This window comes from Paenibacillus sp. FSL R7-0198 (assembly GCF_038000415.1).
Taxonomy (GTDB): Bacteria; Bacillota; Bacilli; order Paenibacillales; family Paenibacillaceae; genus Paenibacillus.
In genome coordinates this window covers 1,731,346-1,744,634 of sequence record NZ_JBBOCB010000001.1, presented here as the reverse complement: position 1 = coordinate 1,744,634, position 13,289 = coordinate 1,731,346, and the positions used below count along the sequence as shown (strand labels likewise).

The following is a 13,289-nucleotide window of genomic DNA, read 5'->3' as shown; positions in this document are numbered from 1 at the left end:
TTCAAATGAAAGATAAGGACTATACAAAAACATAAAAAGGCGAGGATTGCTCCTCGCCTCGTACATACCGTGGTCTACTCAATTTCACTCCGTTTTGGTTAGGCTGTCTACGACAAATTTAAGTTGGGCTTCCAACGAAATTGGGTCACTAAACACGAAGCCCACGGCTTTCCTCGCGATAAACGTGGTTATTCTGGACAGCAGGGAGGTTATCCCAGATAGGACCTTCAAAAACGGAATCCCCACTCTCATCACCTGTCCATCCACTTTTGAGTTTTTTTTTGATTTGTACTTCACCGTTTCCTCTATAGTCTTCCAAAAACTATGACCAATGCCAGAACTATAAAAAAGATATTTACGCCAAGCTCCCGGTACTCTCTACGCCGAATATGAAACAACATTCCAAGCATTGTGACAACAGCCAGAGCAATCGCGGCGATGGGTGTAAGCACCGGAGTGATGTTCAGCGCCCAAGGCAATACTAGGCCAAGTGCTCCTAGTAGCTCCGCGATACCGATCAGAACAACTAGATTCTTCGGCACATCATTGACCCAGGCCCAGGTCTTTTTTGACGACTCGATACGAATGGTTTTCATCCATCCTGAATATACGAAACCTAGAGCCAATATGATTTGTATGATCCATAACGTTACATTCATCTTTTCTTATCCCCTCACTTGCTCGATTTTAATATCTGCCTCTATACTAAAGTGAGAAAGCCGAATCAGGAAGTAGGCACTTAAACCTAACCAGGTAACCAAAAGTAAACCTGGGTATGGTCAGAAAGTGAGGAATAAGAATGACGGTATATTGCAGATTCGGAACGGCCTTGGATATCCTCACGGGTAAATGGAAATCATTGATTCTTTTACGCCTGCTGAGCAACGGTACAATGCGGTTCAGCGAATTACAAAAAGCCATTCCAGATATTTCGAAAAAGATGCTGACCCAGCAGTTAAAAGAACTGGAGTATCACGATATTGTGCATCGGGAAGTATATGCCCAAATTCCGCCAAAGGTCGAATACTCGATTACGGAGTACGGACAGCTCATGAAACCTGTGCTCCAGACAATGAGCAACTGGGGAGTCGGCCATATGCAGCATATGGAGAAGCTGTACGGCGAAGAAGACGAAAAAGGAGCACACCCATCCGAACCTCGGAAAATCGATTCCTTGGGGGATAGGGTGACAAGGGAGAGTTAGTTTTGAATAAACCAAAAATTGTGATCATTGGTGCAGGGATTGTTGGGGCGTGTATGGCCTATCATCTAGCCAAACGAAATCAAGATGTAACTGTTATTGAACGGCACTCAGCCGCGGCGCGTGAAGTCACGGAAAAATCATTTGCCTGGATACATACGACGCATAGAGTGGCTCCTGAATACTGGCATTTGTACGATGCAGCTGTGGAAGAATATCACACACTTCAGCAAGAGTTGTCGGAACTGAAAATTCATTGGAATGGCGCGCTAACTTGGGACACTCCGCCTCTAAGGGAGCAACATTTTCAAAAATTAAACCGGGAGCAGCTTGAGGCATTGGAGCCCAATCTGAAGGAATATCCGGATGAAGCCATGTTTGTCAGCGAAGAAGGTGCGGTGGATCCTATAGCGGTAACGGAGCTGTTGTTGAGCAAAGCGCAAGAGTACGGAGCAAAGATTCAGTTCGACACCAACGTTACACAGCTGAAGCAAGAGGGTTCCCGTCTGGTTGGTGTTCATACATCCAAGGGTTTTGTGGAGTCGGATGTTGTGGTCTTGGCGGCAGGAACTGGTACACCCGAACTTTGTAACCCGTTAGGTTGTCACGTGCCGGTAACTTCGTCACCTTCGATTCTGATTCGGATGAAAACTGCTAATAAACTGATACACACATTAATATCCAATGCGCAATTTGAAGCGCGTCAACTGACAGATTATACGCTGCTGGCTGCGGAAGATTATATCGACGAGTCGGAGGAAAACGGACCACAGGCGGTCGGTAAGCGAGCTTACGACACATTGCGTCACAGTCTCAAGCACGGAAATCAACTGGAACTGGAGAGCATAAAGGTTGGATGGAGACCCATGCCTGAAGACGGTTATCCGATTGTGGGCTTCCATGATCACATGAATGGACTTTATCTGACGCTAATGCATTCTGCAATTACGCTGGCGCCGCTGATTGCGAATCTGGCTGCAAGTGAAATTATTGATGGTAAATCAAGAAATGAATTAGACCCTTGTCGCCTCTCACGGTTCTAGGGTCACTACACAACGAAAAGGACATCGCTCAAGTGGCGATGTCCTTTTCGTTGTGTATGATTGTTGGAGTCTTCTACACTTCCCCAGTAGCCACCGGATTCTCCTCATAACTAAGTCGCTGGCGATTGGCCATTCCATGCTAGCCATTCATCTACCTGTGAATCTCGCTAGCAGACGTGGCACCTTGACTTTCAAGCCACGGGATAAGTTCAGCTGAAAAATTACGTTTTGCCGTGTCCAGTGGAGTCATTCCATCCCAGCTGGCTATCCAGTTCAGTTCGGCGCCTTGGTCAAGCAGGTACTCGGCTGTTTCTCTTTGACCTCCATGGCAAGCACACCAGAAGGCAACGGTTACTGCATCGGGAGGAGAAGGGGAGGTGCTTGTTCCCCAAGGATAACGTTCCGGGAGTTGGGCTCCTTGGAAATGTTCTTGTATGGCGTCAATATTTCCAAGGGCGGCCGCATGCCAAAGGGCAAAGATCGCACCGCGCTCAACCAAGCGTCGTGCTGTATCCCATTGTGCGAAAGCAATAGCATCGTCCAGCGGTGTGCCACCGGCGATCACCGCGCCAGGCGCTTCCATGTCTGCGCCAGCATCAAGAAGGGCATCGAGCACTTGTACATCATTGGAGCTTGCAGCCCAATGCAAAGGTGTCTCGATGTTTGGACCAACCAAAGGAGCGTTCACTTCCGCACCAAACTTGGTCAATACTCTCACGGTATCCGCTCCATGAGGGAAGTGCCCCGGCCAATCCGTCACCACGTGCAGCAGCGTTCGAGCGATGCTAAAGTCTGAATCTACGTTGTCAGGCTTTCTTTCCAATATTCTTATCTTTGCCAATCCCGGATTCTCTTCCAGCAGTTGCTGTAACGATGGAATATCTCCTGTGTGAATGGCTTGAATAACGCTCACTGCAAGTTTTTCATCTTCGTAAATAAATTCCATGCTCAAACCTTCTTTCAGGCTTAAATCCATATTCATGTATATGGTTCTTATCACATAAGCATCTGAACTGTGCATCTGGCATGATACTCCGCGAGACCTTTAGCAAATTGCTGATCGGGGAATTGTCTGTGAAGCAGCTTCAATCCTCCTGATATCAAGGACAAATGATGGCAAAATCGATAAAATGTCATCCGCTCCGGGTCGAGATTGTTATTTTTTAAGTAGTGATAAAAGTCTCCAAATCGAAACTGGAGAAAGCTATGCTCATATTCGAGATCGAAGAATCCTGCGCCCTCAATATCAATAAGGCATGGTTGCATAGCATGATCTATCCATATATGATCCGGACCTAGCTCTCCATGAATGAAACTATAGAGATCTCTGGGTTGAATGGCTGCTTCCAATTCGTAAAGTTTCTCAAGCAGCCTTTCGTTATTTTTCCTGATATCTGTCATATGTTTGGATGCATAGGATAAGGCTGTTTCGGCATCCAACCGCTGAACTTGGTAGCAAGGCCCAGCCTTTTGGCTGTTATCGTTGGCGTTTCCATAAACGTTTCTTTGGATTCCATGCATATTAGACAACATATCCCTGATCCGTTGAAACAACTCATCCCGATCTTTGTGATTTTTATGCTGGAAATAGACTTCGGCTTTCTGTCCATCCACATACTCAACAAGAGCAAAATCATAAGAGTACCGGTCTTTATCGTTATTCAGATCATATAAGCTCGGCGTTCGGATTCCATGTTGAGCGAGAAAGCGAGTATTCAAAGAGAAAAGTTCGCTGCCATAGGAACTGTGGAAAGTGGGTTCATTCAAGATCTCTTCCTGAAAATAGTTGCTGGAAATATCCCAAACGTACAACATACAAGTGAAACCATTCGTGCAATCAATTTTGTAAATGACTTTTTGTGCGCCTCCATGAATTCTTGCGCTCTGCGTTATGTGGTAACCGGCACCAAATACATTGTACACATAATCCTGTAATTCTTCACGAGTAAGATGGTTGTTGGACATCATTGATGTATGCTCCGTTTCATCTGTATTTTGCCGGCCAGCTACCTAAATATATAGAATATTTTCCCAAAAATATAGACTGTTTATTTTCGATCTGTTAAAGTGTTGATTAAGGTCTGTATATTCATATTTACATCAAAGCAAGGGGCTAGTTACTCACGTTAGTGAGTGACTGGCCCCTATTTTGCATGCAAGTTGACTCTCTATTGACATCAATTAAGACACGGATATTATGTTGCAAGGTATCTTTTTTCGTGTACACCTAGTCAGATCTGAGTTATGGATTATACCGTATAAGCCTTTTACACTTCGACCGTAGCCACGAATTCTATACACTAAGTCCACCGTCTACAGGCAGAACGACCCCGGTAACAAAAGAGGAATAATCACTAAGCAACCAAGCGGCAGCGTTAGCAATCTCTATAGGTTCAGCCGGACGTCGAAGAGGTGTCTTAGCACTAATTTGTTCAATAATGTCGGGGTTAATAGAAACCCACTGCTGAATCATATCCGTCATTGTGGTTCCCGGAGCAATGGCATTGACACGGATACCCGCTGGCCCATATTCGACCGCAGCCGTTTGAGTCAGACTGTTTACCGCTCGTTTAGATGCCCCGTAAGCACCCAATCCCGGATTCCCCTTCAGACTACCCACGCTGCTGGTATTAACAATAGAGCCTGACCCCGAAGTCTCCATCATAGCTTTAATCTGGGCTTTCATGCACAGCCAGACGCCTTTATAATTTACTGACTGAATCAGATCGAAGTCTTCTTCTCTTTCATCCACCAGCGATGATACAGTAACTCCGACGCCTGCGTTATTAAAAGCAGCATCAAGACGACCATATCGTTCCACTGTAGCCTTAACAGCTTCTTCAACGTTGCTTGCATCTGACAGATCGGCTGTAAAATACGCTGCATCTCCGCCCGACGTCACAATTTCATCCCTGACTTTACGCAACTCAGACTCTGTTCTTGCAACAAGCATCACAGAAGCTCCCTGTTGTACAAACAGCCTTGCTGCCTCAGCTCCAATACCTCGCCCTGCACCTGTAATCATTACTACCTTGCTCGCCAACATTTGTCCTGCAATGGTTGTCATATTCATTCTCCTTGCCTGGAATTGTTGATCTCATCAACTGGCTTAAGTATACTTTGACTATTAAATGGTCACGAGAACCTGCTTGATGGTGGGTTTACGAGTGATAGGATAAGGGGGAGGTTTTACTTGAACGACAGTGAGCGCCGTTTAGCGCTAGGTAATTTCTTAAGAGATTTACGCTCCTCACTTTCTCCCCTTGATGTCGGCCTTTTGCCTGGCAATCGTCGTCGCACACGAGGTTTGCGGCGAGAAGAAGTCGCTGGGATCGCCAACATAGGGCTCTCATGGTATACACGCCTTGAACAAGGTCGTGATATCCGTCCATCGGTAGGTGTACTGGAAAGCTTGGCTTCTGCGCTCAAGCTGACACCCAATGAGCGAAGACATCTCTTTCTGCTTGCTGGAGAATCATTGCCTCCTCAATCGTCTAGTGTTGAAGAGAAAATCAGCCCATCCATTCAGGACATGCTGAATGAATTGAATCCTAATCCGGCCTATGTAATCGGGAAAAAGTGGGATTTTCTCGCTTGGAATAAAGCGGCAGATGCTGTATTTACGATTAATAAGGTATCACCTCCGCATGATTATAATTTGATGTGGCGCCAATTTACGGATCCTGTGTGGAAAGAGGGATCGGAGGATTGGGAAAGTGTCTCACGGAGAATGATTGCCGAGTTTAGAACGTCAAGAGCACGCTATCTGAACGATGATTCATTCGACAAGTTAATCGAAGATCTGAAGAGGACAAGTGCTGACTTTACAAGGATGTGGCAGTATCATGAAGTGCCAAGCTCCCTTGACGGCTACAAGAGGCTGTTGCACCCCACTTTTGGAGTTATTGAATTTGAGCATGTCACCCTTCAATTTCCAAATGAACCAGATCAGCGAATCATGATTTATATGCCTCATCCAGCAACAAAATCCCGTTTAGAGCATTACTTCACGAGTAGTCAACCGTAAAAATTGAAAGCAAATGCCGCCTGAAGTTATCTCAAGCGGTATTTCTGTCAATCGCTTCTGCTGTGAAAGTTGAGAGGTATAATAATAATTGGGATAAGCGCAAATAGAAGAAAACGGGCTGGTATGAAAGACGTACGAATCCGAGCTGATCCTATTGCACATATTGCATACTAATTTCACTAGATTATATATGACCAATGATTTTAAGGAGCTGGGAAGCCATCTTACATTTCAATGAACATCTTTTATTATGGAACAAGGCATCTATTAAAATAATGGATATTCGCCATATAACTATGCAAAGGAAGGAGGGACTTTACTCCTATCGATTCCCTGCGAGCTGTTTCTTATACACGGTGCGTGGCAATGCTGTTATACGGTTGGATGGAAAAGATCATCAGGTCTCGCGATTCCATGTTTTGCATGGTGGGAAGGGCTGTTGCCTGAACATTTTGCCTATTGAAGAGGCCCTTGAATATTATATGATTTATTACAAAGCCATCATCCCGCTGCCTGAACGTCAGGATATCCTGGCTTTGATGGAGCACCGTAATCCCTTCAAGCTTCAATACGGCTTTGCACCTGATCATCCTGTTTCCTTGTTGGGTAAAGTACAGTACATGATGACAGCTTGGGAAGAGCAAGAGGCACTGGAACAGTTCCATGTAAAGTCATTATTTTATCAATTTGTATACGATTTGTTATGGCAAATCCACAATGGGCGCGTGCCAACAATAAAGCCAGACCTGGTTGCACAAATGAAATATTATATGCAGGAACATTACGCTGAACCCATTACAATGGACTTGTTAGCAGAGCTTATGGACAGTAGTCCACGACATTTATCAAGGCTATTCAAACGCCAGACTGGTTATAGTCCGATTGATTTTGTCATTCAAATCCGTATGAACAAAGCGAAGGAACTACTGCTTGCTACAGATGCTACTTTACAGGAAATTGCCAAGGCTGTTGGTTATCCAGATGGTTATTATCTTGCTAAAATATTTAAAAAATATATGGGTATTGCACCTATTCGTTATCGAAAGCAGCATGAAAGTCCTAATGTACCATCGAATGTGGCACGATTAGGCATTGTACAGGACCTAACTTCCTTATATATTGATAATGATTATCATAATCAGCATATATTTGAGGAGGAATTATTGATGTACAGAAGTAGAAAGACACCCTTGGCTATCACATTATTACTTTGTTTAACCCTATTGCTCAGCGCTTGTTCAACTGGTGGGGCAGGAAGTCCTTCGGCAAATGAAGGTTCTGGGAAGCCAACGAACCAGGTAGCGGCCAACAGCTCTAACAATACAGCTACACAATCTCAAATGAAGACCGTAACCACCATAAAAGGTGATATTGAAGTACCGGTTAATCCACAACGAGTGGTTGTCCTGTATCTAATGGGTGATTTGCTTGCTTTAGGCGTAAATCCTGTGGGGATTTCTTCTATAGAAGAAGGCGCGGCTTTTGCGAGCGAACTGGAAGGTGCCACCTCATTAGGAGCATTTAAGCCGGACCCGGAAGCAGTAACTGCGCTTAATCCCGATCTCATTATTGTTACCAATGAAGAAATATATGAAGGACTTAAAATGATTGCCCCTACAGTATATATTCCTTATGACCTGCCAGTAGAAGAACGTATGAATTTGCTTGGAGAAATTCTGGGTAAAGAGGGACAAGCTCAGGAAATGTTAGATAACCTTCACAAAAAGGTTGAGCAAAGCAAGGAAAAACTTGAACAAGCAGGTATTTTGGATAAAACCGTCACAATTATGGAAAGCAACAAAGGTTCCATGGCTGTAATGACAGGATTGGGTTATGGCCGGGGTTCGCAGATTATTTATCAATATTTAGGAATGAAAGCACCTGAAGTCTTGCAACGTGAAATTGAAAACGCAAGAAACGATGCGACCAGCAAGGACGTTTCTTATGAAGTATTACCTGAATATGTGGGTGATTATATATTCCGTTCTTCCTTTGAAGGAATGGTTGATCTGTCAGACAATTCAATTTGGAATAACATCCCGGCAGTCAAAGAAGGACGTCTGATTGATATGAGCTTTGGTTTATTCTTCTACAATGATATTTATTCGTTAGACAAACAGCTTGATTTTATTGTGGATAACTTGCTTAAAACCGCGGAGTAATTGGAGGGGCCATTTGACCCGTATAATTGATTGAAAGGCACTACATTCGGAAAGGAGACATCATTTTTTGAACTATTATTTTCTGGAATCTCAATATCCACGTAGAGGGTTTATTAGTGGCGGAACAATCTTCACTCCCCAATTAGATATGAATTATTTGGCGATAGAGAATCCGTTGCCCGAGGGAACAAAGGCAGAGGTTGAGTTACTGTCTACAGTGCGTAACCTGAACGTAGATTACTTTGAGACGATCACAGGAACGAGACATGTATCAGATCGTTTTAAAACGCTGTTGGAGGAGACGAAAACAAATACACAGTTTATTCCGACAACAGTGTGTTACCACGACGGTCGTGCGGTTGAAAAAAACTATTGGACTGCACATCAGCTCGATCGTTTGGATGTTTTCGATTATGAACGTTCGGAATATGGGCGCAAAGCGGTCATTGCTGCATCTGTACAACAACCTCCACGTAAGATCGTCAAAGTTGTATCTCGAATCTGCCTTCATGAAGAGCGAATTGGCGAGCATGAATTTTTCATGCTGGATTATATAAATATCTTCAAACCCATTGTTTCAAAAGATTTTTACGAAGTATGCCAAAAACATAAGCTAAATCTGAACGTGACAGAAGTCGAAAATGAAAGCATCTAAAATGCTACATGGATATAATGGAAGCACAAAGAAGCCCACGCAAAACGTGGGCTCTTAAGTCTTTATTTTTCCCCGGTAGCCACCGGATTCTTAGATTGTGAGTTGCTTAACTCGTCAGAATGATGTTAATGTCCTTTATGGTTTGATTTCGTGCACCTTCTACATTTAAGCCATGCTTAGTATAGAATTTAATACCTTCTGAGAGAGAAGAAATAAAGTTACTACTGGAACCGTTGTACAGGGATTCTAAAGAGTTTTGATAATTTATTATATCAAAAGATACTTGAGAGTTGAAAATTATGCCGTGATGTGTACTTTCACTCATTAGATATGATTTAATTGACTGTTTTTTCGTTTCTGTTGGGGGCATAAGAGGAATTGACGACGGATTAGTCTCAAATGGTTGAATTAAATCCATTTCAATTTGATTCTCTATAGCTAAATTATCAGCACCAACAAATGTATAAAACTTTTTACCATATTTTTTAGTGACTTCAAGTAGATTTAGATTAGTCCGAGATTCATTTAAAAGGTATGCATAGGTCTCTAACATAGGAAATTCACCAAATACTTCTTTGGAACTTGAATTAAAGTTGTAAGTTACATTATAGAGGTAATCCTCTATAGATAGGTTCCCAGAGAGATCAAATCGAGTCTTGTTGTAAGCTGTGGTATCATCATAACCCAGAGAAGTGTAGAATTGCTTGCCAACGATAATTGATTTCTGTTCAAGTTCTTTGTTTAACTCCACTTCATTTAGATTTTCAGCGTAGTTTTTTAATGTTTTGAGTTGGCTCTGGTTTAAATTATGTTCAGAAAGACTATATAGTAAGTAGCTTTCCTTTAGAGAAATGTCTTGATTAGTATTAAATATGAAACTTGGATACTTTGTATGTGGGACTAGTGACGAAATCCCAAGATAACTAAAGTTGTCATTGATATAATTATTAGGATGCGTTCTGTAGTGTGGTCTAACATAGGTGCCATCTTTTCGATAATATCCGTTTACATATACGAGATTTTCAATCTCAGCATTTCCTACATAATTATTTCCTTTGTACAGATTGACTGTATTTGACAAGCCGAAATAATTATTATCTTGAGTGTACGTAGGTACGTAAGGTTTATAACTAGAGTTATTATCTGTTGTCCCACAGCCTCTATAGTATCCACTCACTCTCGTTCCATTTTTCTTAGTATAACCACTTACGTATGTACATTTAGCTTCAGCAAATCTAGGTGAAATAGAATCTAGGATTAATGATAGCAATGCTATAGTGAATACGATCACTATAAATTTCTTTAACGAATTGTTTTTTACCAAGTAATATCTCTCCTTAGGACTTTAGTAGGTACTCCATTTCCTTATAGTACCATTTCTTAGTGAGGAATGAAGTTTTTTTTATGTAGTTTAGTGCACGTTACATGTTCATATCTATTTTAGAAACGTTTTTTAAGAAGTACACTTGGTAACAGAAGATCATCTAGGGGAGCAATCACTGCCACCTAATCGATAATATTGAAGAGAAAATCAGCCCATCCATTCAGACATCCTGAAGCAAAATACCGCCTGAATTTACTACAGGCGGTATTTATGTCAATTGGTTCTTTTGTATCCCCTATAGATCGAAAGACATACATAGTTTTCCTGTAACTTAATTTCGTTTGTTCAAATCTCTGAAGAAGGATCCTTAAGTTTACTAAATGTATTTAAGTTTCACATGACCTATTTGTGGTAAGTATATTTACATATTGTTTATAGTTGTAAGTTTGTTCTTGAAACATAGCTCATTTATGTTATGTTTATTGACAAAAAAATATTGTTGTAAATGTATTTATATGTTAGTGTGTATTTGTGTTAGAAAATATTACATAGTATAGAGGGGGAACGTAATGTTTATTAACCGAACGATTAGGAAATTTGGGGTTTCAGTAGGGATTATAAGTATGTTTACATTTGCTCTACCTTCAGTGGGCTTTAGTATGCCACTGCAGCCAACAACCATCGATAAGGTAGAAGGTGATTATTATGTAACGTCTGCGATTGAGAACATTCGCTGGGGGTCACTGCCTAATCGAGATAGCTCTCCGATTCTTACTGTACCATCAGGAAGTGCTGTAACATTTGATACGGTATCGCATGAGGGATTGATAGAGGATCAGGGGAGAAATCCAGTGGAGTACTTCGGCAAATTCGGTATCTCACCCGATGGAGTGTTGGATGATGCGAAGGCAATTGCGGCTTCTGCGATTAAGCATGATTATGTAAAAGACGGACCTCATATTATCACTGGGCCGGTAGCGATTGAGGGAGCGGAGCCAGGAGATGTTCTTAAAGTAGAAGTCCTTTCGTTGCAGACTCGAGTTCCGTATGGTGTCATTTCTAATCGCCATGGTAAAGGTGCTCTTCCTAACGAATTTCCAGAAAACACAGGTCCACAAGAGGGAGCTAGCGCAACAAAACCGGAATTATATAATAATGTATCTATATTTACGCCTATTGAAGAAATCAACGGCAATTGGTATGGGGTATTACCAACAAAAGCTGGCAAGAATGTACGTTTCCCAATTAACCCGTTTTTAGGTGTTATGGGGGTTGCACCAAATACCAGCGAAGTTGTGAGTTCGATCCCACCTATTGAAACAGGAGGGAATATGGATATTAATGAGTTGGGTGTTGGTGCAACTATTTATTATCCGATTCAAGTTAAAGGCGGGCTATTCTATACTGGAGATCCGCACTTTGCTCAAGGAGATGGAGAAGTAGCGTTAACTGCATTGGAAGCTTCCTTAAGGGGGACAGTTCGGTTAACGGTGTTAAAGAAAGGTGATCCATCACTGCCCCATCGAGGAGAATTCACGCAACCCTTTGCTGAAACAGAGGATTATTGGATTCCAATTGGACTGGACCCTGATTTGGATGAAGCAATGAAAGAATCCGTACGTGAATCGATTCAATTCTTATCCGATAAGCTTGATATGGATAGAAGTGTAGCTTATGCTTACCTATCGGCCGCAACGGATTATGAAGTATCTCAGGTGGTAGACCGAACGAAAGGGGTTCATGGACTCATTCGAAAAACCGATTTCCTTGAATATGTTGACGTTGCCATGAATGTAGGTGGTACGACAATCAAACCGGTTGTTCATAACGATGAGTTTTACGTACCGATTCGAACAATTTCGGAGCTATTGGGCGGTACAGTAGTATGGGATCATAATACGCGTACAACTCAAATCAAATTAGGCATGAAAAATATAAGTGCTCAAATTGGTTCAGATGTGTATTCAATTAACGATAAACTAGTGTTCAATAGTAACGTACCAAAGCTTTTAAATGGCGAAACCGTAGTTCCGGTCTCTGTTATTAATGAAATACTAGGTGCTTATGTCAACTGGACGACGATCGACAAGACGTTAACAGCTAATGTATCGTTAAGTAAAAAGCAATAATAATAGATTTCATTATTCAACCGTGGTGGACAGACGTCCATCACGGTTTTTTTCTGTTATCATGAATCAAAAAAAAGCTGACGGTTAGCAATTCAATATCAGTCCGGTTTCACGGTATTTATAGGCTGCTTAGTGTTCGATGATAATTCTGTCCAACTTGAGATTAACCGGATGTGCCAACGTATCTCCAACCGGGCACTTGCTCTCCAGGAATTGTACAAATGCTTCAACCTGCTCTTGGGGAGAATCTGTTTTGATACGGAATGTATACCGAATATCGGAATAGCCCGGACGCACCTCTGATTTGTTGAAAAAGCCATCCAGGTCAATATCGCCTTCTACATCCACAAAAAAATCCTTGAGATTCACCCCGAATTTAGGCGCATATACCCTAGCTACGATCGATTGACATGCTCCCAGCGAGGCGAGTAAAGCTTCCACCGGATTCATGCCGGTATCGGTTCCACCCAAGTTTTTGGGCTCGTCGATAATAAACTCGAAGTTTCGAGATGTTACTTTCACTTGAACTCCGTTGTGCAGATGAGCAGATGCTTTAAACGTTTGGAGGGCAGCCATTTTGTAGTCTCCTTTAGTGGGTTTATTGATACTGACTCTATTCATAGTTTTCCGCTATGATTATATTAGATTGGATAACTTGCGCTGTCAATCCTCAATTTCCCAATATTTTGATCTCGGGAACAGCGCAAAGAAGCATATGCTGGTCTCTAAAGTTGCTTAGGCGGACTGC

General features: G+C 42.2%; 12 protein-coding genes and 1 pseudogene. 6 read left to right on the top strand and 7 right to left on the bottom strand.

What is annotated here, in order from left to right; translation table 11 throughout:
- Window positions 1-84: 84 nt before the first annotated feature.
- Both MKY87_RS07415 and MKY87_RS07410 read right to left on the bottom strand, forming a co-directional pair.
- Window positions 85-256: pseudogene (locus MKY87_RS07415) on the bottom strand (iron(3+)-hydroxamate-binding protein fhuD); the annotation flags it as partial.
- Window positions 257-305: 49 nt separating this feature from the next.
- Window positions 306-659: a DoxX family protein gene (locus MKY87_RS07410; RefSeq protein ID WP_340963608.1), complete on the bottom strand. Its 354-nt coding sequence runs from the start codon at window positions 657-659 to the stop codon at window positions 306-308.
- Between the two features lie 140 nt (window positions 660-799).
- On the opposite strand from MKY87_RS07410, the gene MKY87_RS07405 reads away from it, so the two are divergent.
- Together MKY87_RS07405 and MKY87_RS07400 are read left to right on the top strand one after the other, a co-directional pair.
- Complete coding sequence (locus MKY87_RS07405; RefSeq protein ID WP_340963605.1) at window positions 800-1,204, top strand: winged helix-turn-helix transcriptional regulator; 405 nt, start codon at window positions 800-802, stop codon at window positions 1,202-1,204.
- A 2-nt stretch (window positions 1,205-1,206) separates the two neighbouring features.
- Window positions 1,207-2,244: an NAD(P)/FAD-dependent oxidoreductase gene (locus MKY87_RS07400; RefSeq protein WP_340963603.1), complete on the top strand. Its 1,038-nt coding sequence runs from the start codon at window positions 1,207-1,209 to the stop codon at window positions 2,242-2,244.
- Between the two features lie 151 nt (window positions 2,245-2,395).
- Here the strand turns inward: MKY87_RS07400 and MKY87_RS07395 are convergent, their stop codons facing one another.
- The 3 genes from MKY87_RS07395 to MKY87_RS07385 form a co-directional block, all read right to left on the bottom strand.
- The gene (locus MKY87_RS07395) at window positions 2,396-3,157 is read right to left on the bottom strand and encodes an ankyrin repeat domain-containing protein (protein WP_340963601.1); all 762 of its coding nucleotides are present in this window, start codon (window positions 3,155-3,157) and stop codon (window positions 2,396-2,398) included.
- Between the two features lie 83 nt (window positions 3,158-3,240).
- Window positions 3,241-4,212 (bottom strand): phosphotransferase, encoded by a 972-nt coding sequence (locus MKY87_RS07390; RefSeq protein WP_340963600.1) that lies wholly within the window; start codon window positions 4,210-4,212, stop codon window positions 3,241-3,243.
- A 325-nt stretch (window positions 4,213-4,537) separates the two neighbouring features.
- Window positions 4,538-5,311, bottom strand: a complete 774-nt coding sequence (locus tag MKY87_RS07385) for an SDR family NAD(P)-dependent oxidoreductase (protein WP_338588091.1) — start codon at window positions 5,309-5,311, stop codon at window positions 4,538-4,540.
- 126 nt (window positions 5,312-5,437) lie between these two features.
- On the opposite strand from MKY87_RS07385, the gene MKY87_RS07380 reads away from it, so the two are divergent.
- From MKY87_RS07380 to MKY87_RS07370, 3 genes are all read left to right on the top strand, one after another.
- Window positions 5,438-6,271, top strand: coding sequence for a helix-turn-helix transcriptional regulator (locus MKY87_RS07380; protein WP_338588090.1), 834 nt, complete (start codon window positions 5,438-5,440; stop codon window positions 6,269-6,271).
- 452 nt (window positions 6,272-6,723) lie between these two features.
- Window positions 6,724-8,433, top strand: coding sequence for an AraC family transcriptional regulator (locus tag MKY87_RS07375; protein WP_340963598.1), 1,710 nt, complete (start codon window positions 6,724-6,726; stop codon window positions 8,431-8,433).
- Between the two features lie 67 nt (window positions 8,434-8,500).
- Complete coding sequence (locus MKY87_RS07370; protein WP_340963596.1) at window positions 8,501-9,088, top strand: imm11 family protein; 588 nt, start codon at window positions 8,501-8,503, stop codon at window positions 9,086-9,088.
- A gap of 106 nt (window positions 9,089-9,194) precedes the next feature.
- Here MKY87_RS07370 and MKY87_RS07365 read toward each other — a convergent pair whose 3' ends face one another.
- The gene (locus MKY87_RS07365; protein ID WP_340963594.1) at window positions 9,195-10,412 is read right to left on the bottom strand and encodes a hypothetical protein; all 1,218 of its coding nucleotides are present in this window, start codon (window positions 10,410-10,412) and stop codon (window positions 9,195-9,197) included.
- A 569-nt stretch (window positions 10,413-10,981) separates the two neighbouring features.
- Here MKY87_RS07365 and MKY87_RS07360 point away from each other — a divergent pair.
- On the top strand, window positions 10,982-12,541 hold the full coding sequence (locus MKY87_RS07360) for an acetamidase/formamidase family protein (protein ID WP_340963592.1): 1,560 nt from the start codon (window positions 10,982-10,984) through the stop codon (window positions 12,539-12,541).
- Window positions 12,542-12,670: 129 nt separating this feature from the next.
- On the opposite strand, the gene MKY87_RS07355 is transcribed toward MKY87_RS07360, so the two are convergent.
- Window positions 12,671-13,117: an OsmC family protein gene (locus MKY87_RS07355; RefSeq protein WP_340963591.1), complete on the bottom strand. Its 447-nt coding sequence runs from the start codon at window positions 13,115-13,117 to the stop codon at window positions 12,671-12,673.
- Window positions 13,118-13,289 lie beyond the last annotated feature (172 nt).